Annotated in this window: 20 protein-coding genes and 1 pseudogene; 13 read left to right on the forward strand and 8 right to left on the reverse strand. The window is 63.0% G+C overall.

Going from position 1 to position 21,121, the window contains the following annotated elements; translation table 11 throughout:
• Positions 1-99: 99 nt before the first annotated feature.
• Both DBO86_RS14695 and DBO86_RS14700 read right to left on the reverse strand, forming a co-directional pair.
• The gene (locus DBO86_RS14695; protein ID WP_074858937.1) at positions 100-579 is read right to left on the reverse strand and encodes a hypothetical protein; all 480 of its coding nucleotides are present in this window, start codon (positions 577-579) and stop codon (positions 100-102) included.
• A gap of 187 nt (positions 580-766) precedes the next feature.
• Complete coding sequence (locus DBO86_RS14700) at positions 767-1,621, reverse strand: sulfurtransferase (RefSeq protein WP_108234056.1); 855 nt, start codon at positions 1,619-1,621, stop codon at positions 767-769.
• Positions 1,622-1,927: 306 nt separating this feature from the next.
• On the opposite strand from DBO86_RS14700, the gene gdhA reads away from it, so the two are divergent.
• Positions 1,928-3,265, forward strand: a complete 1,338-nt coding sequence (gene gdhA / locus DBO86_RS14705; protein WP_108234057.1) for an NADP-specific glutamate dehydrogenase — start codon at positions 1,928-1,930, stop codon at positions 3,263-3,265.
• A 129-nt stretch (positions 3,266-3,394) separates the two neighbouring features.
• The gene (locus DBO86_RS14710; RefSeq protein ID WP_108234058.1) at positions 3,395-4,075 is read left to right on the forward strand and encodes a spermidine synthase; all 681 of its coding nucleotides are present in this window, start codon (positions 3,395-3,397) and stop codon (positions 4,073-4,075) included.
• A 153-nt stretch (positions 4,076-4,228) separates the two neighbouring features.
• Here DBO86_RS14710 and DBO86_RS14715 read toward each other — a convergent pair whose 3' ends face one another.
• Entirely contained in the window at positions 4,229-5,290 is a 1,062-nt protein-coding gene (locus tag DBO86_RS14715) for an SMP-30/gluconolactonase/LRE family protein (protein ID WP_108234070.1), read from the reverse strand.
• Positions 5,291-5,557: 267 nt separating this feature from the next.
• Between DBO86_RS14715 and rnd the strand changes: the two genes are divergently transcribed.
• The 5 genes from rnd to DBO86_RS14740 all read left to right on the forward strand — a co-directional run bounded on the left by rnd (position 5,558) and on the right by DBO86_RS14740 (position 10,039).
• The gene (gene rnd / locus DBO86_RS14720) at positions 5,558-6,679 is read left to right on the forward strand and encodes a ribonuclease D (protein WP_108234059.1); all 1,122 of its coding nucleotides are present in this window, start codon (positions 5,558-5,560) and stop codon (positions 6,677-6,679) included.
• Positions 6,680-6,848: 169 nt separating this feature from the next.
• Entirely contained in the window at positions 6,849-7,142 is a 294-nt protein-coding gene (locus DBO86_RS14725) for a YcgL domain-containing protein (protein WP_108234060.1), read from the forward strand.
• A gap of 3 nt (positions 7,143-7,145) precedes the next feature.
• The gene (locus DBO86_RS14730) at positions 7,146-8,078 is read left to right on the forward strand and encodes a D-2-hydroxyacid dehydrogenase (RefSeq protein WP_108234061.1); all 933 of its coding nucleotides are present in this window, start codon (positions 7,146-7,148) and stop codon (positions 8,076-8,078) included.
• A gap of 183 nt (positions 8,079-8,261) precedes the next feature.
• Positions 8,262-8,711, forward strand: a complete 450-nt coding sequence (locus tag DBO86_RS14735) for a YcgN family cysteine cluster protein (RefSeq protein ID WP_075746827.1) — start codon at positions 8,262-8,264, stop codon at positions 8,709-8,711.
• A gap of 101 nt (positions 8,712-8,812) precedes the next feature.
• Positions 8,813-10,039 (forward strand): gluzincin family metallopeptidase, encoded by a 1,227-nt coding sequence (locus DBO86_RS14740; protein WP_108234062.1) that lies wholly within the window; start codon positions 8,813-8,815, stop codon positions 10,037-10,039.
• A gap of 301 nt (positions 10,040-10,340) precedes the next feature.
• Here DBO86_RS14740 and DBO86_RS14745 read toward each other — a convergent pair whose 3' ends face one another.
• The gene (locus DBO86_RS14745; protein WP_108234063.1) at positions 10,341-10,709 is read right to left on the reverse strand and encodes a YajD family HNH nuclease; all 369 of its coding nucleotides are present in this window, start codon (positions 10,707-10,709) and stop codon (positions 10,341-10,343) included.
• Positions 10,710-10,784: 75 nt separating this feature from the next.
• Between DBO86_RS14745 and DBO86_RS14750 the strand changes: the two genes are divergently transcribed.
• Positions 10,785-11,099 (forward strand): hypothetical protein, encoded by a 315-nt coding sequence (locus DBO86_RS14750; RefSeq protein ID WP_108234064.1) that lies wholly within the window; start codon positions 10,785-10,787, stop codon positions 11,097-11,099.
• A gap of 56 nt (positions 11,100-11,155) precedes the next feature.
• Here DBO86_RS14750 and DBO86_RS14755 read toward each other — a convergent pair whose 3' ends face one another.
• Positions 11,156-13,198 (reverse strand): S9 family peptidase, encoded by a 2,043-nt coding sequence (locus DBO86_RS14755; protein ID WP_108234065.1) that lies wholly within the window; start codon positions 13,196-13,198, stop codon positions 11,156-11,158.
• A 105-nt stretch (positions 13,199-13,303) separates the two neighbouring features.
• On the opposite strand from DBO86_RS14755, the gene DBO86_RS14760 reads away from it, so the two are divergent.
• The 4 genes from DBO86_RS14760 (at position 13,304) to DBO86_RS14775 (ending at position 15,594) form a co-directional block, all read left to right on the forward strand.
• Positions 13,304-13,777 carry a hypothetical protein gene (locus tag DBO86_RS14760; protein ID WP_039964782.1) on the forward strand — a complete coding sequence of 158 codons (474 nt, stop codon included), beginning with the start codon at positions 13,304-13,306 and terminating at the stop codon, positions 13,775-13,777.
• 63 nt (positions 13,778-13,840) lie between these two features.
• A complete protein-coding gene (locus tag DBO86_RS14765; protein WP_003461659.1) occupies positions 13,841-14,287 on the forward strand; it encodes an HIT family protein in 447 nt (148 codons plus the stop codon).
• Between the two features lie 4 nt (positions 14,288-14,291).
• Positions 14,292-15,065: a class II glutamine amidotransferase gene (locus DBO86_RS14770; RefSeq protein WP_003461657.1), complete on the forward strand. Its 774-nt coding sequence runs from the start codon at positions 14,292-14,294 to the stop codon at positions 15,063-15,065.
• A 4-nt stretch (positions 15,066-15,069) separates the two neighbouring features.
• Positions 15,070-15,594, forward strand: coding sequence for a DUF2937 family protein (locus DBO86_RS14775; protein ID WP_003461655.1), 525 nt, complete (start codon positions 15,070-15,072; stop codon positions 15,592-15,594).
• A gap of 34 nt (positions 15,595-15,628) precedes the next feature.
• On the opposite strand, the gene DBO86_RS14780 is transcribed toward DBO86_RS14775, so the two are convergent.
• Genes DBO86_RS14780 through DBO86_RS14790 form a run of 3 tightly spaced genes read right to left on the reverse strand, consistent with a single transcriptional unit; the run spans position 15,629 to position 20,066 of the window.
• A complete protein-coding gene (locus DBO86_RS14780; protein ID WP_074858964.1) occupies positions 15,629-16,972 on the reverse strand; it encodes a TolC family outer membrane protein in 1,344 nt (447 codons plus the stop codon).
• Position 16,973: 1 nt separating this feature from the next.
• Positions 16,974-18,266 carry an HlyD family type I secretion periplasmic adaptor subunit gene (locus tag DBO86_RS14785; protein WP_425266796.1) on the reverse strand — a complete coding sequence of 431 codons (1,293 nt, stop codon included), beginning with the start codon at positions 18,264-18,266 and terminating at the stop codon, positions 16,974-16,976.
• A 60-nt stretch (positions 18,267-18,326) separates the two neighbouring features.
• Positions 18,327-20,066, reverse strand: coding sequence for a type I secretion system permease/ATPase (locus DBO86_RS14790; protein WP_108234067.1), 1,740 nt, complete (start codon positions 20,064-20,066; stop codon positions 18,327-18,329).
• A gap of 666 nt (positions 20,067-20,732) precedes the next feature.
• On the opposite strand from DBO86_RS14790, the pseudogene DBO86_RS14795 reads away from it, so the two are divergent.
• Positions 20,733-20,915, forward strand: a pseudogene (locus DBO86_RS14795) (hypothetical protein); the annotation flags it as partial.
• Positions 20,916-21,121: the final 206 nt, after the last annotated feature.

Below are 21,121 nucleotides of genomic sequence, written 5' to 3' on the forward strand. Positions count from 1 at the left end.
CCCTGCCAAGGCAAACAAATTCAATGATATTGAGTGGATTGTCAGGCAATTTCTGCAAATAGGTATGAAAAATACGAAGTTTATTTCCTGATTGAATGGTCAGGCTACCCGGCTCACTGGGGTGATGCAGCGCTGCCAGGTCTCGAGGAAATCCTGTTGACTTGCCTGCGGCTGAAAAACCTTGCACCAAATTCGGCCCATGGCCAGTACGTCATCGGCGGCCGGCAGCGTCAGCTTTTCCTGCTCGATCAGCAGCCAGGCAATGGCCGTTGCATAGCGCAGGTTGACCGTCAGTTCGAGGTGCGGCGCCTCGAGAAACGCGTGTTGGCTGGCAAGGCCGCGAACACGGCTGGCAAGCTCCGGATCGAAGGCCAGGTATTGATCCCAGAGCATCTGGTGGGTCGGTTCGCTGATGCGATACAAGCCATGACCTTGCGGCGTATCCAGCGCGCTGCCCAGCGCCGACTGGCAAGCGGCAGTTCCGAGTAGCAGGGCTTCGGCGCTGTTGCTGTGGCGCTGCAGGTAGACAAGGGTCGGGCGGATCACGTGCTGGCTGAGATCGCAGGCGGCTATTCCCATTGCATCCTCGCGGAAGGTGCCGGTGGGGGCCGTGCTTCTGATCGTTGTTCGATAAAGACTCCACCGGGAGCGGAGTTAGCCGCTCATTCTCAAGCCTAGTGCGATATTTAAGCGGTAACGGTCTGTTTTTAAATTGATTACTGACTTGAGCTATTAGGCATATTTCGATTCGTGCTTAAACCGCTGTTCATTGGCCGGTAGCAACCGGACGTGCCGGAACGGTGATCCATTCGCTCCAGGACCCCGCATAGAGTGGTGCCAAGGGGTAGCCGGCGAGGTTCATGGCGAACAGGTTGTGGCAGGCGGTGACGCCGGAGCCGCAATAAGCCACCAGATTTTCCAGGGGACGTTCTCCGCGCAGTTTGTCGAAGCGCTCGCGCAAGGCGGTCGGCGCAAGGAAGCGGCCATCGTTACCCAGGTTGTCGGTGAACACGGCGCATTGCGCGCCGGGAATGTGCCCGGCGACCGGGTCGAGCGGCTCGACCTCGCCTCGAAAGCGCGGTAGTGCCCGCGCATCGAGCAGGGTCAGGTCCGGGTTGCCCAAACGCTGGGCCAGTTGATCGGCCGTCAGCAGCAGGCTGTTATCGGGCTGCGCGGAAAAATCACCGGGGGCATTGCTCGGTGCCGCTGTGGTCAACTCCTGGCCGGCTTCACGCCAGGCTTTCAGGCCGCCATCGAGCAGGTACAGGCCATCACGTTTGCCCAGCCACAACAGCAACCACCAGGCGCGCGCGGCGAAGGCGCCGGGGCCATCGTCATACAGCACCACCTGGCTGTCCGCCTTCAGGCCGCAGCTGCGCAGGCGTTCTACCAGTGCGCTCGGGTCGGGAAGCGGGTGACGGCCGGTGACGCCCTTGACCACTGGCGCGGACAAGTCCTGTTCGAGGTCGAGGAAGTGGGCGCCTGGAATATGCCCATCAAGGTAGCTGCGGCGGCCGTAGGCCGGGTCTTCGAGGGCAAAGCGGCAGTCCAGGATCAGCAGGTTTTCCTGCCCTAGACGTTGTTGAAGTTGTTCCGTGCTGATCAGTTGAGCGAGTGGCATGGTGCCTCCTGTGTCGTAGCAACGTTTGCCCGATCATACCGCCTAGCCTGCTGTTCGATCCTCCATTGAGATCGCACCGTGGCGCCGTCGTGCGCAGCAGGTCAGATGGGGGCAAAATACGTGCAGCGCTGGTGTTGTTTTGGTGCGCCATAAGGCCATTAGAGTCGCGTTATAGAGCCGTATCCAGTCTTGCTGTGCGAGTAAATGCACTAAGAAGTTTCATCAAGGCGACATTTTGATCTGTTTTGGTGCTTTGCCGCCTGATAGAGTGCCGGCCACTTTGTTTTTGTGGTGTCGAGGTGCCGCATGTCGTTGTCCGTTGATTCTTTCCTGGCGCGCCTGAAACAGCGCGATCCTGACCAGCCCGAGTTCCACCAGGCGGTGGAGGAGGTGGTGCGCAGCCTATGGCCCTTCCTCGAAGCCAGTCCGCGCTATCGCGAGGCCGGCATTCTCGAGCGTATGGTCGAGCCGGAACGGGCCATCCTGTTTCGCGTGCCGTGGGTCGACGACCGTGGCCAGGTGCAGGTTAACCGCGGCTACCGTATCCAGATGAGCAGCGCCATCGGTCCGTACAAGGGCGGTCTGCGTTTCCACCCCTCGGTCAACCTGGGCGTGCTCAAGTTCCTCGCCTTCGAGCAGGTGTTCAAAAACTCGCTGACCTCGCTGCCCATGGGCGGCGGCAAGGGCGGCTCGGACTTCGACCCCAAGGGCAAGAGCGAGGGCGAAGTGATGCGCTTCTGCCAGTCGTTCATGACCGAGCTGTATCGCCATATCGGTGCCGACCTGGATGTGCCGGCTGGTGACATCGGCGTCGGTGGGCGCGAGATCGGTTACCTGTTCGGCCAGTACAAGCGTCTGTCCAATCAGTTCACCTCGGTGCTGACCGGCAAGGGCCTGAGCTACGGTGGCAGCCTGATCCGCCCGGAAGCCACTGGCTATGGCTGCGTGTACTTCGCCCAGGAGATGCTCAAGCGTATCGACCAGGGCTTCGAAGGCAAGCGCGTGGCGATTTCCGGTTCCGGCAACGTCGCCCAGTACGCCGCGCAGAAGGTCATGGATCTGGGCGGACGGGTGATCTCGCTGTCCGACTCCGATGGCACTCTCTATGCCGAGAGCGGCCTGAGCGATGAGCAGTGGTTGTACCTGATGGATCTGAAGAACGTGCGCCGTGGCCGTCTGCGCGAGATGGCTGAGCATTACGGTTTGCAGTTTCTCGCCGGTCAGCGTCCCTGGGGCCTGGCGTGCGATATCGCCTTGCCCTGCGCGACGCAGAACGAGCTGGACGGAGAGGATGCCCGCGCGTTGCTGAACAATGGCTGCATCTGCGTGGCCGAAGGCGCCAATATGCCTTCGACCCTGGAAGCGGTGGACCTGTTCGTCGAGGCCGGCATCTGCTACGCCCCAGGTAAGGCGTCGAATGCCGGTGGCGTGGCCACCAGCGGCTTGGAAATGAGCCAGAACGCCATGCGCTTGCACTGGAGCGCCGGCGAGGTGGACGAGCGTCTGCACGGTATCATGCAGAACATCCACCATGCCTGCGTGCACCATGGCGAAGAGAATGGCCGTATCAACTACGTCAAGGGCGCCAACATCGCCGGCTTCGTCAAGGTCGCCGATGCGATGCTGGCGCAAGGCGTGGTCTGAGCCCATCGCAGTAGACTCGGGGCCCCGCGTGAGAACGCGGGGCCTCGTCGTTTCTGGTGGGGCTGTGTTGCCCGGCCGATTCAGGCATGCTGCCTGCCCTCACGCTCGCTACACAGGTCTTGGTTCTGCATGAAACGTTTTGTCTTGCTCGACACCGCTCCGATCCCGGGTGCGAATGGTGCGCTGAACCTGTTTGAGCATGGGGAAGACTTCGTCATCAAGATCGCCGGTGGTGATGGCGGGCAACTGATGAATACGCGCATGCACGGCTCGGAAGATGCCCTGGCCGCAATTCCCTGCAAGCAGATCGCCAGTCGCCCACGGGTACGGGTGTTGATCGGCGGGTTGGGCATGGGCTTTACCCTGGCCTCGGCGCTACAGCACCTTGGGCCTGACGCCGAGGTGGCAGTGGCCGAGCTGGTGCCCGGGGTGGTCGAGTGGAACCGTGGCCCACTGGGGGCGAAGTCCGGTTATCCGTTGCATGACCCGCGTGCAGTGATCATTCAGGAGGACGTCGCCAAGGTGCTGCAGGCTGCCGAGCAGTGCTACGACGCGATCATGCTGGACGTCGACAACGGCCCCGAAGGGTTGACCCAGAAGGGTAATGACTGGCTGTACAGCATGGACGGCCTGCGTCAGTGTGCCAAGGCGCTGAGGCCCAAGGGCATGCTGGCAGTGTGGTCGTCCAGCGCCGACCGGGCATTTTCGGAGAAGGTGCGCAAGGCGGGCTTCAAGGGCGAGGCGGTGCAGGTGTATGCCCATGGCAACAGGGGCACGCGACATACCATCTGGATTGCCCAGAAGGTCTGAGCCTGCAGCCTTTCGATTTGGTGGGCTGAAGCCCACCCTACCGTAGGATGGGCCGGGCGGCGATCCGCTTCAGCCCACCAACATGACGCGCCACCGCACCACCGCGAATGACTGCTCCGCCTTTTCGCTGTCATTCGCCGGTGGAGTCTTGTCTCAATGAATCTGCAGTTTGCCGATGCGATCGTTGTCCAGGCTGCCGAAGTACAGGTAGTCGCCCACCGGCTTCACCGAGGTGACCATGCGCAGGTGCGTACCGCTGGTGTCATGCAGGCTGCGCACGATCTCGCCGTTCTCGTTGAGGGCGATGGCGAAGCCGTACGGGACCGCCTTCGGCCACAGCGCGCGCGGCAGTTTGGCCAGTTGTGCCTTGAGCCAGGGGTGGCGATGGAGGAAGTCGGCGTCGGCCTTGCGTGGGGTCGGCAGTGCTACCCAGAAGGTGCCATTGCGGTCGCCCTGCAGGTTGTCCGGCAGGCCCGGCAGGTTGTCGATGAAGATGTCATGCTGGCCGGCCTTGTCGCCCTTGAGCCAGTAGCGGGTAATGCGATAGCGATAGGTCTCGTTGACCAGCACGAAGTCCTCGTTCGCCGACAGGGCGACGCCGTTGGCGAAGTACAGGCCATCGAGCAGCACGCGGGTTTCGCCGCTGGTCGGGTCGTAGCTGAGCAGGCGCCCATGCGGACGCGCTTCGAGCAGGTCGAGCAGGTAGTCCGGCTGCTGGAAGCGTGAGGAGGCGTCGCTGAAGTAGATGGTGCCATCGCTGGCAATATCCAGATCATCGGTGAAGGCGAAACGCAAGCCTTCAGCTTCTGTGCTCAGCACCTTGATCGCGCCCTGCGGGTCGATGCTCAGCAGCCCCTTGTAGGCGTCGGCGACGATCAGGTGACCACTGGCGTCGAAGTTCATGCCCAGCGGACGGCCACCGGTATCGGCGAAGGTTTCCAGGCTGTCATCGTCCAGCACACGCACGATGCGGCCATCGTGCAAGCCGGTGTAGACCCGGCCCTGGCTATCGACGGCGGTGTCTTCCGGGCCATGCACCTGACCGCGGGCCAACAGCTCGGCCTTCATCAGGGTGTCGTTGGGCTCCAGCACGCCGGTCATCGCCGGAGCAGGCGCGGCGTCCCAGGGCAGCGGATCGATCGGGCTCGGGGTCAGGGCCAGGTAGCCGGCTGCTGCGGCCAGCAGTACGACGAGCAGGGCAAGCAGTTTCTTCAGCATTATCGTGCGTCCGTTTCGGAGGTGGTGCGCGGCACAGATTACACAGTTCCGTTGATCGGCGGCAGGCCGCGCCCCGTGCATTGCCCCGGACATATATACTGCGCGGCATTCTTAGCGTGAGAGTCGCGTAGCGACGCCTTCCTTAGGGCCTTTCTCCCTCCGGGAGAAGGTGGCGCGAAGCGCCGGATGAGGGGGCGGGTATGCCGCGTAGGCATTTGATAATGCGGGGTGCCTGTGCGGCATGCCCGTTAACGGGAGAGCCGCGTGGCTAACGACATTCACTGGATTCTCGACGACGCCAGCCTGGCCCGGCATTGCGCCGCCTGGCAGGCGCAGCCATTCGTCGCCCTGGACACCGAGTTCATGCGCGTCGATACCTTCTACCCGATTGCCGGATTGCTGCAGGTCAGCGCTGGCGAGGGTGCCTATCTGATCGACCCCTTGCGCATTGACGACTGGCAACCCTTTGCTGCGCTGCTCGAAGCGCCGAACGTGGTCAAGGTGCTGCATTCGTGCAGTGAGGACCTGGAAGTCTTCCTGCGCCTGACCGGCAGCCTGCCGACGCCGCTGTTCGATACGCAACTGGCGGCTGGCTATCTCAATCTCGGTTTCTCCATGGGCTACTCGCGCCTGGTGCAGGCGCTGCTCGATATCGAACTGCCCAAGGGCGAAACCCGCTCCGATTGGCTGCAGCGGCCACTGTCCGAACTGCAGGTGCGTTACGCTGCCGAGGACGTGCTGCATCTCGTTGAGGTGTATCGCGCCCTGATGGCCCGCCTGGCGCCGCAGAAGGTCGAGTGGATTCTGGAGGACGGTGCCGAGCTGGTTGCCAATCTTGGTCGTGAAGTCGCTCCGGAAGATGCCTGGCGCGATGCCAAGCTGGCCTGGAAACTCTCGCGCCAGCAGCAGGCCGTGCTGCGCGCGCTGTGCGCCTGGCGCGAGCGCGAGGCGCGCGCGCGCAACCAGCCACGCAATCGCATCCTGCGCGAGCATTCGTTGTGGCCACTGGCCCGTACCCAGCCAGATAACCTGGTGGCGCTGGCGCGCATCGAGGACATGCACCCGAAAACCGTGCGTCAGGACGGAGAGACGCTGCTGCAGCTGATCCATGATGCCGCGGCGCTGCCGCCCGAACAGTGGCCCGAAGCCTTGCCCGAGCCGTTGCCCATCGAAGCCTCGGCTTTGCTGAAGAAGCTGCGCGCCGTCGGCCAGCGCGAGGGCGAGCGCCTGGATATCGTGCCCGAGCTGATGCTGCGCAAGAAAACCCTGGAAGCCCTGCTGAAAAGCGGCTATCCCAATGGTCCTTATCAATTGCCCGACTCCCTGCGCGGCTGGCGTCGGGAGTTGATGGGGCAAGCGCTGCTCGATTGCCTCGCAGGCGATTGAAAAATTATCTACGTTGTCTGGCCGTTGTTAAAAGCAGTCTGGGTCGCCAGCCCGGTCGAGATGCTCATTTAGCCGCTTGTAAACTGCGCTCTCTCGACTGCTTTTGCCCAGGCCAGCCTGCCTCGCCAACATTTTTCAAAAGCCTGCTGGCCGCTGAAGGAGAATCCGCGTGAAACGCATCTGTTCCATCTACAAGAGTCCGCGCAAGAACGAGATGTATCTCTACGTGCTCAAGGCCGATGCCCTGAAGCGTGTGCCCGAAGGGCTGCTCGCTGTGTTCGGCCCGCCCGCGCATGCCTTCGATCTGGTGCTCAGCCCGGAGCGCCAGTTGGCTCGCGAGGACATCAGCCTGGTGCTGGAGAATCTCGACAAGCAGGGCTATCACCTGCAGATGCCGCCGCCCGAGGAGGAATACATCCAGCATCTGCCCGACGAGCTGCTGCGCCGCAACGACCCGGTGTAAACGATGCGCCTGCTGATCGCCGAGGATGATCACGCACGCTATGCCGAGCGCATCCGCATGGCCTGTCCGGAACTGCAACTGGTAGCTGGCGCACAGCCCGAAGCGCTGCGTGCGCTGGCCGGCGACTGCGACCTCTGGCTGGGGCAGCCCGATCTGCTTGCGCCCTTGCTGCGCGAAGGAGCGCGCCCGCAGTGGCTGCAATCGACCTGGGCCGGCATCACGCCGCTGCTGGCGCAAGGATTACCGCGCGATTACCGTCTGACCCGCGCTGTCGGCATCTTCGGTCAGGTGATGGCCGAATACGTGCTCGGTCATCTGCTGACCCATGAACGGTGCCTGTTCGCCCGGCTGGCGGCGCAGGTCGAGCAGCGTTGGGATCACCGCCTGCCACGCAGCCTGCGCGGACGCCGCGTGTTGGTGGTCGGTTGCGGTGATATCGGTCAGGCCGTCGCCGAGTTTCTCCAGCCTTTCGGCGTGGAATTGCGCGGCGTCGCCAGTCAGGCGCGTGAGCAGACGCCGTTTCTCCAGGTCGCGGCGATGGATCAACTGCCTCATCTGGTCACCTGGGCCGATTACGTGGTCAACCTGCTGCCGGACACGCCGGCCACGCGCGATCTGTACGATGCCCGGCTGCTCGCCCATTTCCGCCCAGAAGCGGTGCTGATCAATGCCGGTCGCGGTGTCGCCGTGGTCGATGCCGATCTGGTCGCCGCGCTTGAGCGCCACCAGTTGGCCGGCGCGGTGATCGACGTCTGTCGCGAAGAGCCGCTGCCGCCCGGTCATGCGTTCTGGAATGCCCCGCGCCTACTGCTCACCGGCCACAGCTCGGCGCCTACCGATCCGGCGCTGATGAGTGAGCTTTTCATCGACAACCTGGTGCGCTGGCAAACGGGAGAGCCGTTACGGGGTGAAGTGGATTTCGCCCGCGGTTATTGAGGCACTTGGCGGGTTGCACCCGCCCTACGGGTGCCGATCTGTAGGGCGGGTGCAACCCGCCAGCGGCGATGACCGGCTCGTACAATCAATCCCTGATGGCGCCATTCGGCATGCGCCGCTTGGCCAGGGCTGGAGCTCAAGCTAGACTGCCGCGCTTTTTTCGCCTGAGTCCATACCGCTGCCATGGCCGCCGACCTCGAACCCTTCTGGAAACGCAAGACCCTCGCCCAGCTCGATCAGGGGGAGTGGGAGTCGCTGTGCGACGGTTGTGGCCTGTGCTGCCTGCAGAAGCTCGAAGACGAGGACGATGGCGCCGTCTACTACACGCGCATCGCCTGCAAATTGCTGGACTTGCAGACGTGCCGCTGCAGCGATTATCCCAACCGGGTCAAACATGTGCCTGACTGCATTCAGCTCACTCCGGCGCAGGCCGATCAGTTCCAGTGGCTGCCGCCGACCTGTGCTTATCGCCTGGTCAGCGAAGGCAAGGACCTGCCACATTGGCACTACTTGGTCAGCGGCGACCCGGACGCCGTGCACGCCGAGCGCATTTCCCAATCAGGACGCATGCTCAGTGAGAACAGCGTGGCCGAAGACGATTGGGAAGATCATCTGATTTTTCGCGCCGGTTGATTGCCGCGCGGCTTCGTGGCAAATCTGTCCCCCGTTAATGGAATTTGCCCTGTGGCGCAGCTGTCATAAGCTGCCACGTCCCGCATCAGGAGTTTTGCTCGATGTCCCTTCGCTTGCCGTTGTACGCGTCTCTGCTGCTTCTGGGTCTGCCGGCCTTCGCTGCCACGCAGAAGGTCGATCTGGATTACCGGGTGCGCTTCTTGCCGGAGAGCAATCAGGCTGAAGTCAGCATCACCCTGGAGAAGGGCGAGCGCGTGCGCAGTCTTGACTTCAATCTTGGCGAAGACGGGCGCTTCAGCGATTTCCAGGCCGATGGCCAGTGGTCGCAGGAGGTTGCCGGGCGCGGTAAGTGGCAGCCAGGCGAGGGCAAGAGCGTACTGAGCTACCGTGTGTTGATCGACAGCGAACGCCAGCCGGGGCGCTACGACGCCAGGATGACCCAGGACTGGGCGCTGTTTCGCGGCGACGACCTGGTGCCGGCGGCCAAGCTCGATCAGAAGGATAAGACCGAGCTGGTGGCGCGCCTGCAGTTCGAGCTGCCCAAGGGCTGGACGAGCGTGGAAACCGGCTGGCCGCGCATCGGCAAGAACCGCTTTCGCATCGACAACCCGCAGCGCAAGTTCGATCGTCCGACCGGCTGGATGCTGGCCGGCAAGCTGGGTACCCGGCGCACCCGCCTGGGTGATACCGAAATCGCCATCTCCGCGCCGGTCGGCGAGGGCATGCGGCGCATGGATATCATGACCTTCCTCACCTTCGTCTGGCCGCAGATGCAGCAGGTGTTCCCGCGCGATCCGGACAAGCTGCTGATCGTCGGCGCTGGCGATCCGATGTGGCGTGGCGGCCTGTCGGCGGCCAATTCCTACTTCATGCACGCCGACCGGCCCTTGGTCAGCGAGAATGGCACCAGCTCACTGGTGCACGAACTGGTGCACGTATTCGGCCGCATCTATGGCCGCGAGCGCAGTGACTGGATCGCCGAAGGCCTGGCCGAGTACTACGCCATCGAGCTGATGCGCCGCGCCGGTGGTATCAGCGAGGACCGCTATCAGAAGATCCGCGAGCAGCTGATTCGCTGGAGCAAGCCGGTCAACAGCCTGCGCACCGACAATGCCAGCGGCCCCGTCACCGCACGTGCGGTGCTGCTGCTGCAGGAGCTGGACCGGGAAATTCGGCAGAAGACCAAGGACAAGGGCAACCTGTCGCTGGATGACGTGACCCGTGGTCTGATGCGTCTGGACAAGGTCAGCACCAAGGACTTCATCGACATCACCGAGAACGTCATCGGTGGGCCGTCGAAGACGCTGGATACGCGCCTATTGCGCTGAGCCCTGGCGCAATCCCCTAGGGTCTGTTGTCGTTTCGTCGCGGCCGTGCGCGAAACGGCAACAGACCCTAGGAACGGCCTCAGCCGCGAATCGCCAATGAATTCGATCCTACGCCAGGCTACAGAACACCGCGGTCTCATGCAGGAACTGCGCGCCACAGTGAATAGCTGCCGTCTCGCAATATCCAGGCAAATGCCCTAAAGAGGGTGAGTGTAAAGAGCACCGCAAAGGCAAAAGCTTCGCCCCGGGGCGGGGCTCCTACGGGGGGCGTGGCGTCTGGGGTGGTGGTTGGGCCGGCTGTTCAGTCCTGCTTGCCTTCCGGGCGGTTCAGCAGGGCAGCCAAGCCAGCCAGCCCCTTGTGCGTGACCTTGCTGCCGGAACCGGCGCTGGCCGCTTCTTCCTTCTGGTAGTGCAAATCGACCTGACGCTGGTGCTCGTTGTCGTGGCAGTACAGGCACAGCAATTCCCAGTTGGAGCCGTCCTCCGGGTTGTTGTCGTGGTTGTGGTCGCGGTGGTGCACGGTCAGCTCGCTCAGGCGCTTGCCGCTGAATTCGCGGCCGCAACGGCCGCAGATGTGCGGATACATGCGCAGCGCCTTTTCCCTGTAGCTGGTTTCGCGGCGTTGCTGGGCTTCGGCGAGGATCTTGTCGAGCTTGCTGGTGGGTGTCATGAGGCAATTCACTGGAACGTTCGTGGGCAGGTGTTGCCAGAATAGAACGAAAGCCAGTCGAGCAGGAGAGCTATCATGCGTATCCCCATTCTCGCCGCTATGGTCCTGGCGTCCAGCCTTGCCACTCTAGCCTGGGCGCAGCAACCCGTGCGCATGCCGTCGGCGCCGGAGGCCGGCTCACCGGGTACGGCAACCCCGCAGCCCTATGGCCAGCCTTCGACAGTAGTACCGATCAAGCGCCAGGGATCGGCGCCCCTCTTACCGCCGCCGCAGGGACAAACGCCTCCAGGGACTGCGCCGAAATCCGCTGGCGATCAATCGATTCCGCAGCTCGATGAGCAACTGCGCCGCAATAGCCAGGGGCTGGACGGGCAGCGCAAGGCGGAGTGATCGGTGTAGGAGCGGCTTCAGCCGCGATGCTTGGGGAATCGCGGCTGAAGTCGCTGCTACGGCTGTGCTATCCCGAGCACACGGAACAGAAACGCGTACTCCAGCGCCACATCCTTGATGCCCTGATAACGCCCACTCATGCCGCCATGGCCGGCGCCGAGATCGGTCTTGAGTAGCAGCGGGTTGTCGTCGGTCTTGTCGCGACGCAGTTTCGCCACCCATTTAGCTGCTTCCCAGTACTGCACGCGGCTGTCGTTGTAACCGGCGACGGCGAGGATGGGCGGGTAGGCCTGGGCGCGTACGTTCTCGTAGGGCGCGTAGGCCTTGATGCGTGCATATACCTCGGGCTGATTCGGGTCGCCCCATTCGTCGTACTCGGTCACGGTCAGTGGCAGGTCCGGGTTGAGCATGGTGTTGAGCACATCGACGAAAGGCACTTCGGCAATGGCAGCAGCGAACAGCTCGGGGCGCTGGTTGAGCACGGCGCCGATCAGCAGGCCACCGGCGCTGCCACCGCTGATCGCCAGTTGTGCGGTGGTGGTCAGACCCTCGGCGATCAGGTGTTCGGCGCTGGCGATGAAATCGTCGAAGCTGTTCTGTTTGTGTTCGAGCTTGCCGGCCCGGTACCAGGCTTCACCCATCTCGCCGCCACCGCGGATATGCGCGATGGCGAAGATGAAACCGCGCTCCAGCAGGCTTAGGCGGGCGTGGGAGAACCAGGGGTCGAGGCTCGCGCCGTAGGCGCCGTAACCATAGAGATAGAGCGGTGCAGGCTTCCCTGCGGCGAATACCTCGCGGCGCGCCACCAGGCTGATCGGTATCTGCGTGCCGTCGGCCGCAGTGGCCCAGAGGCGTCGGCTTTCATAGGCGTCGGCATCGAACGGACCTTCCACGGGCGTTTGCTTCAGTACCTGCTGCGCGCCGCTGGTCAGCTCCAGTTGGCGTATCTGCGCGGGGCGATTGAGCGCTTCATAGCGCAGGCGGATCACCGGGCTGTGAAACTCCAGGCTGTCTTGCACGTAGAGGCTATAGGCGGCATCCGGCAACTGCACGCGATAGGCTTCAGCGCCCTGTGGCTGCACTTCGAGGATCGGCAGACCGCCTTCGCGCAGCGCCAGGACGATGGCACGCTGGTTCAGCGTGGCGCCTTCGAGCATTACCTGCGGGTCGTGGGCGCGAATCTGTTGCCAGTGCGGGCGCTGCGGCTGCGCCTCACTGGCGCGGTAGAGCGCGAAGTTGATGCCGCTCTGATTGCTGCGGATCAGCCAGCACCACTGGCCGTCCAGCATGCCGTGATCGACATCGTATTCGTGGCCTTCCTCGCGCGGTGCCAGGCAGCTGAAATCGCCCTGCGGCTGCTGCGCGTCGAGCACCCAGACCTCGCTGGTGGTCTTGCTGCCCAGTTGCAGGATCAACTGGCGCTCGGAGCTGGAGCGGTAGCAGTGCAGGAAGAAGCGGCCATCTGCTTCCTCGAATACGGCTTGCGCAGCGGCGTCGCCGAGGCGGTGACGGTAGAGCTTGTAGGGGCGGTGGGTGTCGTCCAGTTCGGTGAAGAACAGCGTCTGGCTGTCGTTCGCCCAGATCATGCTGCCGTCGCAGTCGTCGAAGGGCAGTTCGATGATCTGGCCGCTGTCCAGTTCCTTGACGAACAGGCGGTAGATTTCGTCGCCGTTGCTGTCGAGGCTGTAGGCCAGGCGTTGCTGGTCAGGACTGATGCTGAAGGCGCCTACGGAAAGAAAGCCGCCGCCGGCCAGTTCGTTGGCGTCGAGTAGCAAGGCTTCACTGGCCGCGTCGATATCCAGCGAACCATCGGCAGGACGGCGGCAGCGATAGTGCCGCGGATATTCGTCTCCGGCGGTGGTGCGCTGGTAGTAGAGGTAGTCGCCCCAGGGCGTGGGCAGCGACAGGTCGTTTTCGCGAATGCGCCCCTTGATCTCCTCGAACAGTTGCTCGCGCAGCGCCTGCTGCGGTTCCAGCACCGTCTCCAGGTAAGCGTTCTCGGCCTGCAGGTATGCCAGCACCTCCTCGCTGTCGCGGTTTTCCAGCCAGTGATAAGGGTCGTTGCCGGCTTCCTGGCGGGCGATGGGGGCAGAGGACATGGCGTGGCTCCAGAGAACGAGAGGGCGACGGCAGGGGCGCCGCACTGGGCAAAAGCCGCTATCATAAGCGCCCCTTTGCCAGACCTGCCACGCCGGCGCCTGCTTATGATGAATGAAAACGACTACCTCCTGGCCTGGGCGGCCTACGGGATTGCCGCTCTGGGTTGCCTGTTGGTGTGGATGCGCCTGACCAGCTGGATGTGGCGCTACCTGCGCGAGCCGCTGCGGGTGCTGATGGCCGTGCTGCTGTTCAGCCCGACCATCGTCGACCCGGCGCGCGAACTGTTCGCGCCCGCCCTCGCGGTGACCGCCATGGATATATTGCTCAAGGTTGGCAACAACGCCTGGCGCGCGGTCGCTGATCTGGCGCTCTATAGCCTGATCGCGCTTGCCATGTATCTATTGTTCGTCGCTGTTCGCTGGCCCATCGAGCGTTGGTGGAAGGGGCGTCAGGGCGAGCATGTAACCGAGCCCGACGAGGACCCGCGCACCCTGCGCGAGCGCATGGAAGAGGGCGACGACCTGCCAACTCGTGACTACGGGCGCGATCGCTCGGGGCGTATGGAACCGCGTATTTGATCTGACCCCTTGCGCCTGCCGGCCCAGGCGTTCAGCATGATGGCCTTGTGCAAGGGAGGCCTGATGGATTGCGTGTTTTGTGCCATTGCCGAGCAACGGCTGCCCTCTCATCGTCTGTATGAAGACGAAGATTTCATCGTGCTGCTGGATATCTTCCCGATGCGTCCGGCCCATGTGCTGATCGTCAGTCGTCTGCATGCGCCATTTCTACGAGATCTGCCGCCACCGGTGCGTGAACGTCTGTTGACGCTGGCCGAGCGTATCGCCGCCGCGCTGCGCGAGGCCGGCTTCGGTAAGAACGGCATCAATCTGCTGATCAATGACGGTCCGGATTCCAATCAGCACGTGCCCCATCTCCATTTACACCTGATTCCGCGTCGGCCGGGTGACCTGCCGGCGCTGCTCTGGCGATTGCTGGTGCGCTTTCTGCCAATGGGCCGCAAGCGAATCGAAGCGCGTCTGCAAGATGAAGCCGAGCGTCTGCGCCTGATCCTCGGCAAGGAGAATTGATTCGATGTGCGAATTGCTCGGCATGAGCGCCAATGTACCCACCGATATCGTGTTCAGCTTTACCGGGCTGATGCAGCGTGGCGGCCGCACCGGGCCGCACCGTGATGGTTGGGGTATCGGCTTCTACGAAGGGCGCGGCTTGCGTCTGTTCCAGGACCCGCGGGCGAGCAGCGAATCCGAGGTGGCGCAGCTGGTGCAGCGCTACCCGATCAAGAGCGAAGTGGTGATCGGCCATATCCGCCAGGCCAACGTCGGCAAGGTCTGCCTGGTCAACACTCATCCCTTCAGTCGTGAGTTGTGGGGGCGTAACTGGTGTTTCGCCCATAACGGCCAGCTGGCGGGCCTGGAAGGCTCCACTACCTTCTACCGACCGGTCGGCGAGACCGACAGCGAAGCGGCGTTCTGCGACCTGCTCAACCGCGTGCGTCGCGCCTTTCCCGAGCCGGTATCGGTGGAAATGCTCCTGCCGGTGCTGGTGGCGTCCTGTGCCAGTTACCGCAAGCTCGGCGTGTTCAATTGTCTGCTCAGCGATGGCGACTGGCTGTTCAGCTTCTGCTCGACCAAGCTCGCGCATATCACCCGCCGCGCGCCGTTTGGCCCTGCGCAGCTCAAGGACGCTGACCTGAAGGTGGATTTCCAGTCAGAGACCACGCCCAACGACGTGGTGACCGTCATCGCCACTGAACCTTTGACCGACAACGAACAGTGGTCGCTGTACCAGCCGGGCGAATGGCGCCTGTGGCGCCGCGGCGAATGCATCACTCACGGCAAGGCCTGATCTCATGCTTAGAAGCTACCTGCGCCTGACGCTGTTCGCTTTCGGCCTGTTGCTCGGCGTGCAGGTGCCGGGCTTCGTCGATGACTACGCCAAGCGGGTCGAAGCTCATCGCCTGGAGTCGCAGCAGAGTCTCAAAGGTTTTCAGGAAACGGCGCGCAATTTCTTCAAGGGCGATATGGACGCGCTGGTTGCGCACTACCGCGTCAGCGATGACCCGGTGATGCGCAGCGATGCCAAGAGCGTCGGGCACCTGGTGCAGCGCTCCGCCTTGCTCGAACGCGAATGGCAGGCCATGCAGGGGCCCTGGTACGCCCAGGCCTGGCACCTGGCAACTGGCGCGGATCACGAGCTGTTCGAGGAAACCCTGCAGGCTTACCGTTATCAGGTGCTGTTTACCCCGGATGCGATTCTCTGGGGTGTGATCAGCGCACTGCTGCTGGCCTGGCTGGCGGAGGTGCTGGTGGTGCTGTGCGGCTGGATGTTCGGCGCAGGGCAGACCAGGCGCGCTCAACAGCGCCACTGGCGCTGAATACCTGCCCAGGGGCATCGGGCAAAACGCTGGCTCAGTAGCCGAGTGCCAACTCCGGACCCAGGTAGTCATTGACCTGGAGGATATCGTCCTCGCCGAGCAGGCCGACCGCAGCGGCCAGTTGCAGGCGTGCGAGCAGATAGCGAAGTTTGGCTTCGAGCAGATCACGGCGGGCGATGAACACCTGTTCCTCGGCGTTGAGGATATCGACATTGGTACTGGAGCCCGCGAGAAACCCCTTGCGCGCTGAATCCTGTGCCCGCTCGCTGGAAATGACGGCCTGCTGCAGGGCGCGAATGCGTGCCTGGCCGCTCTGCACGCCGTGGAACTCACGGGTTGTGGCGGAGAACACTTCCTCGCGGCTGGCATTGACTTCTTCCCCGGCCTGTTCACGACTCGCGGTGGCCTGGCGCACCCGCGCGCTGACGCCGCCGCCGGAGTAAAGCGGCATGGTGAATTCCAGGCCGATGGAGCTGTAGCGGTTGGTCTGGTTGATGGTGGAGAGCGAATCGCTCTCGCTGTCGGTATAGCCCAGGACCAGGTCGAGAGTCGGCCAGTGGGCGCTGCTGGCGCGTTTGACCTCTTCTTCGGCGAGGCCATGATTGAGCTGGCGTGCGCGCAGCGAAGGGTTGTTCAATTGCGCCTTCTGTAGCCAGTCCTGGAGGTTGTCCGGTTGCAGGGGCGGGGTAGGAAATTCCGCGTGCAGGGTGGCGAGTTGATCCGGGTTGTTGCCGAGCAACTCCTGCAGCAGGCGCAGGGCGACTACCAGATTGTCTTCGGCTTCGATCACGCCGGCCTGCGCCAGGTCACGTCGGGCGGTGGCCTGGTCGACGTCGGTGATGGTGCCGTCGCCCAGATCGAAGCGGCGTTTGGCAGCCGCTACCTGCTGCTCGAAAGCCTTGAGCTTGGCGCGTGAAAGCTCGATGGTCTCGCGCGTCAGCAACACATCGAAGTAGCGGCTGGCCAGGCGTACGGCAACGCTCTGCGTCTTGGCATCGAACACCGCTTCGCTATAGCTGGCGCGCTGCTTGCCCTGGCGATACTCGACCATTTTCTGGCGGTTATACAGCGGCTGACGCAATTGCAGGCTGAGGTTTTCCGAGTCGTAGTCCAGATCGTTCTCGATGCGCCGGCCAAGTGCATTCTGTTGCTCCTGGGTGCCGTCGACCTGGCTTTTGCTGGCCCTGGCCGTGATCTGCGGCAGCAGCCCGGCTCTGCCGATAGCGGGATTTTCCAGACCAGCGGCACGTTCGTGGACGGCCGCACGATAGGTCGGGCCCTGCAGTTGCAGCAATTCCCAGGCCTGTAACAGATCCATGGAGTGGGCGGGCAGGCAGGCCAGGCAGCAGAGGCCTGACAATATCTGGCGTACGAGCATGTCATTGCTCCTTGAAGGCTCCGTCGATACGGTCAAGCATGGGCTTCATCAGATAGCTCATCAGGTTGCGTTCACCGGTCTTGATCGTCACGGTGGCCGGCATGCCGGGGCGAATGCGATTGCTGCCCAGCTTGTCCATGCCGTCGGTGGTGACCTCGATCTCGGCCAGGTAGTAGGGCTGTTTGTTGGTCTCGTCGATAAGGCGATCGGCGGAAATCGTCAGTACGCGACCGGGGATGTTCGGCGTCTGCGCGTGATTGAACGCGGGGAAGGCGATGTCCACCGGCAATCCCGGTTGCATCTTGTCGATGGCCTGCACCGGCACCATGGCATCGACCTGCAGAGGCTCATTGGCCGGCACCACGTCCATGATTCGCGAGCCGGCCTGGATCACCCCGCCTATGGTGGAGGCCGACAGTCCCAGCACCACGCCATCGATGGGCGAGCGGATCACCGTGTTGCTGACTTCGTAGTCCAGCGCCCGCAGGCGGTCGGCGAGAGCGGCGGCCTCTTTCTGCATATCGCTGAGCTGCGATTGCACTTCCTGCTGGTAATTCTGTTCAAGCTGGAGGATGCGCAGTTTGAGCTCGGCGATCTGGTTGCGCGTACGCCCTGTGTCGGCGATGTTCTGCGCCAGCGAGGCGCTCAGTTCGGCGGCGTTGCGTTCCAGTTCGAGCATGCGGTTGCGCGTCACATAGCCTTCCGCCGCCAGGCTGCGCACCCCGTCAAGCTCCTGGTTGAGCAGCCTGATCTGCGCGCTGCGCGAGTACTGGACCTGGCGCAGGCCCTTGAGCTGTTCCTCGGCGCCGAGGATGTTCTCGCGGAGAATCTCGGCTTCGCCGCTCAGTGCCGCGCGGCGGGTGGCGAACAGGCGCTGCTGCAGGGCGACCGAGGCATCCAAACGTGGGTCGCCGGCGAAACGGCTGAGCAGCTCGGGATCGAACTCCACCTGTGTGGCGCCGTCGCGCTCGGCCTGCAGGCGGCTTTTCACCGTGCTGACCACTATGTACTGGGCGCTGACCATGCCTTGCTCGGCGATGGCGCGGGTGGCATCCAGCTCGATCAGCGGCTGGTTGCGTTGCACCAGATCCCCCTCGCGCACCAGGATGGCGCCGACCGAGCCGCCGGTCAGATGCTGGATGGTCTTGCGGTTGTCGGTGACGTTGACCGTGGCATTGGCCACCACCCCGGCATCCAGAGGCGCGAGAATGGCCCAGAGAATGAATCCACCGAAGCCTGCGAGCACCAGCGACAAGCCCCAGCGACTCGGTTTGCCGTCGTCCATGTCAACCATGCAGGGGCTATCCGTCAGTATCAGCCCCTTGCTTTCGAACTGCAGATCGGACATGACATGTCACTCCTTGGCCCGTACCGAGGCCAGGGTCGGCGACCCCTTGCCGGTGGGGATCACGTTGGCCTGGCGCAACGCAGCGAATACCTCATCGCGGCTGCCGAACATCTGCACAGCGCCTTCGCGCAGTACCAGCACCTTGTCCACCATGTTCAGCACGGTGGGGCGGTGGGAGATCAGCACCAGGGTCTTGCCGCGTTGCTTGAGGTCGAGCAGCGCTTGCAGCAACGCTGCTTCGCCGACGTCGTCGAGGCTGGCGTTGGGCTCGTCGAGGACGATCAGTGATGGCTCGCCGTAGAGTGCACGGGCCAGGCCGATGCGTTGCTTCTGCCCGCCGGACAACGAGCCGCCGTCGGCGCTCAGGTGGGTGTCGTAGCCTTGCGGCAGGTGCAGGATCATCTCGTGCACGCCGGCCTGCCTGGCGGCGAGGATCACCGCCTCGCCGTCGATTGCGCCGAAGCGCGCGATGTTCTCGGCGATGCTGCCCTCGAACAACTCGACGTCCTGTGGCAGGTAGCCGAGCCAGGGACCCAGCTCAGCCTTGTTCCATTGATAGATATCGGCGCCGTCCAGGCGCACCTTGCCGCCTTGCGCCGGCCAGACGCCAACCAGCAGACGTGCCAGGGTGGATTTGCCTGAGGCTGAGGGGCCGATGATGCCCAGGGCTTCGCCGGGTGCCAGGTTGAAGCTGACGCCGCGCAGGATCGGCGTGGGCGAGCCCGGTGCGCTGGCGAAGGCGTTCTCCACGTGGAGCATGCCCAGCGGCTTGGGTAGCGGCATGGACGGCTTGTGCGCAGGAAAGTCAGCCAGCAGCCCGGATAGCCGAGCCCAGGCTGCACGGCTGGAGAGCAACTGCTTCCAGGCCGAGATCACCTGCTCCACCGGCGCCATGGCACGGCCGGAGAGGATCGAGCAGGCGATCATCATGCCCGGGGTGATCGTGCCCTGGATCGCCAGCAAGGCGCCGGCACCAAGGATCAGTGACTGCAGGGTGACACGCACGAAACGACTGCCTCCGGCGATGTAGGCCGCGCGGTCGGAGGCCAGGGTCTGCAGCTCGAGAATTTTCAGGTGGTTGCCGAACCAGCGCTGGCGAATTGCCGGCAGCATGCCCATGGCCTCGATCACTTCGGCATTGCGCAGGTTGTTGTTGGCGAAACTGCCGGATACCAGCGAGGCCTGATTGGCCTCGGCCAGCGGCTTGCGCGTGCTGACTTCGGTGAGCCAGGCCAGGCCCACCAGCAGTAACGAACCGATCAGAGTAATCAGGCCGAGCAGTGGGTGTACCAGGTAGATCACCAGCAGGAAGATGGGGGTCCAGGGGGCGTCGAAGAAGGCGAACAGGCCGTTACCGGTGAGAAACTGGCGAACCTGTGAGAGATCCTGCAGCGCCTGCGCCGGGTTGCCGCCGGCGCGGCGCAGGTTGCGCTCGAAGGCGGCGCCGAAGATGCGCTTGTTGAGCATCATGTCGAGGCGGTTGCCGACGCGGATCAGTACGCTTGAGCGCACCACTTCCAACAGCGCCATCAGTACATACAGGCCGATCACCAGCACGGTGAGCATCAGCAGGGTGGTGACATTGCTGCTGACCAAGGCACGGTCGTAGACCTGCAGCATATAAACAGCCGGGGTCAGCATCAGCAGGTTGATCACCCCGCTGAAGGCGGCCAGGGCGTAGAAGGTGCGGCGCAGGCGAAAGAGCACCTCGGCCAGCTCGGAACGCGGGGGCTGCGGGACGTCCATGGGACCCTCCGGCACTGCATGTTCGCTGGGTGTCCTGCATGGGATGACGGCATTTCGACGATTGGTGTGCAGGACCGTCTATTGGAGACATTTTCTTGTCTCTTTGGGTGTCGCCCTCTAGGTATAGATGGGGTTTTCGTCGATGTGCAAGGGATTTAATCGCCTTATTTTTTCGATGTTTCGTTTTGTTTCATAAAAAAAATCTTTATTCAATAAAAGCTTATAGGAAATAAGGATAATTAATGAGGCGATTGACGGTATCTTGACAATCCTATTGGCTTGGACTTAAGTCTAGGCGTGTGATCCAAGCCAATAAGTCGACACAGCTTTCGTTGGCAAGCTCCTGCATGGGGTGATCACCATCGGAATCACGTTTTACCGGACGCCTGAGGCGTCTTTGCTAGGGCATTTCGCCGACCTGAAACTGCACGGGTCTCCTACTGCCTGATTTCTGACGCCAGGCTTCGTGCCAGCTTCAGCATAGGGACATACCAAATACTGATTGCACGCCGATTAGCCCGGCAGGTTGGTGTGGCAGCGTTTGGCCTCTATCCCGGGAACGCTCTGACGATTGCGTGATGCGCAACGGACGGGGTGGGCTGTTTCTGGGCCAGCGATTCCTCCTATTTCGCGCATTCAGCTGCTGGGTTTCAGAGGTGGAAGGAAATGGCCGATTTCATCAAATCCGATCTCGAGTTCATCCAGCAGCAGATTTTCATTGCTGAGGCGCATGCCGCCGGACAGAGCCTGAGCGAGTTGCTGCCCAACTCCCAGGTGCCCTGGGGGCTGCGTACAGTGGATGGCAGCTACAACAATCTGGTGAAGGGCCGGACCTCATGCGGCACCGCCGGCCTGTGGGATTGCCACGGGCCGCCCTAGCCACGTCCTGCGGCCCGCCGCCGCCCGGGTCGAGCAAGCGCCAGTCGCGGCTCGATCCCCTTGCACCGATCCAGACACTCTTCTGCCTGCGCTTAGCCACGCCGTTGCAATGTTGCCGTATGCATGTGGTTTTTCTGACGCCTTCGTCAGTCGCACTTACATCGAGGGAGCACAAC

The organism is Ectopseudomonas oleovorans, from assembly GCF_003052605.1.
GTDB lineage: Bacteria > Pseudomonadota > Gammaproteobacteria > Pseudomonadales > Pseudomonadaceae > Aquipseudomonas > Aquipseudomonas oleovorans_A.

Bases quoted from the DNA above. Each gene is read 5' to 3' on its own strand.
- DBO86_RS14695 (WP_074858937.1), bottom strand. From the start codon at position 579: ATGGGAATAGCCGCCTGCGATCTCAGCCAGCACGTGATCCGCCCGACC.
- DBO86_RS14700 (WP_108234056.1), bottom strand. From the start codon at position 1,621: ATGCCACTCGCTCAACTGATCAGCACGGAACAACTTCAACAACGTCTA.
- gdhA (WP_108234057.1), top strand. From the start codon at position 1,928: ATGTCGTTGTCCGTTGATTCTTTCCTGGCGCGCCTGAAACAGCGCGAT.
- DBO86_RS14710 (WP_108234058.1), top strand. From the start codon at position 3,395: ATGAAACGTTTTGTCTTGCTCGACACCGCTCCGATCCCGGGTGCGAAT.
- DBO86_RS14730 (WP_108234061.1), top strand. From the start codon at position 7,146: ATGCGCCTGCTGATCGCCGAGGATGATCACGCACGCTATGCCGAGCGC.
- DBO86_RS14735 (WP_075746827.1), top strand. From the start codon at position 8,262: ATGGCCGCCGACCTCGAACCCTTCTGGAAACGCAAGACCCTCGCCCAG.
- DBO86_RS14740 (WP_108234062.1), top strand. From the start codon at position 8,813: ATGTCCCTTCGCTTGCCGTTGTACGCGTCTCTGCTGCTTCTGGGTCTG.
- DBO86_RS14745 (WP_108234063.1), bottom strand. From the start codon at position 10,709: ATGACACCCACCAGCAAGCTCGACAAGATCCTCGCCGAAGCCCAGCAA.
- DBO86_RS14750 (WP_108234064.1), top strand. From the start codon at position 10,785: ATGCGTATCCCCATTCTCGCCGCTATGGTCCTGGCGTCCAGCCTTGCC.
- DBO86_RS14755 (WP_108234065.1), bottom strand. From the start codon at position 13,198: ATGTCCTCTGCCCCCATCGCCCGCCAGGAAGCCGGCAACGACCCTTAT.
- DBO86_RS14760 (WP_039964782.1), top strand. From the start codon at position 13,304: ATGATGAATGAAAACGACTACCTCCTGGCCTGGGCGGCCTACGGGATT.
- DBO86_RS14765 (WP_003461659.1), top strand. From the start codon at position 13,841: ATGGATTGCGTGTTTTGTGCCATTGCCGAGCAACGGCTGCCCTCTCAT.
- DBO86_RS14770 (WP_003461657.1), top strand. From the start codon at position 14,292: ATGTGCGAATTGCTCGGCATGAGCGCCAATGTACCCACCGATATCGTG.
- DBO86_RS14775 (WP_003461655.1), top strand. From the start codon at position 15,070: ATGCTTAGAAGCTACCTGCGCCTGACGCTGTTCGCTTTCGGCCTGTTG.
- DBO86_RS14780 (WP_074858964.1), bottom strand. From the start codon at position 16,972: ATGCTCGTACGCCAGATATTGTCAGGCCTCTGCTGCCTGGCCTGCCTG.
- DBO86_RS14785 (WP_425266796.1), bottom strand. From the start codon at position 18,266: ATGGTTGACATGGACGACGGCAAACCGAGTCGCTGGGGCTTGTCGCTG.
- DBO86_RS14790 (WP_108234067.1), bottom strand. From the start codon at position 20,066: ATGGACGTCCCGCAGCCCCCGCGTTCCGAGCTGGCCGAGGTGCTCTTT.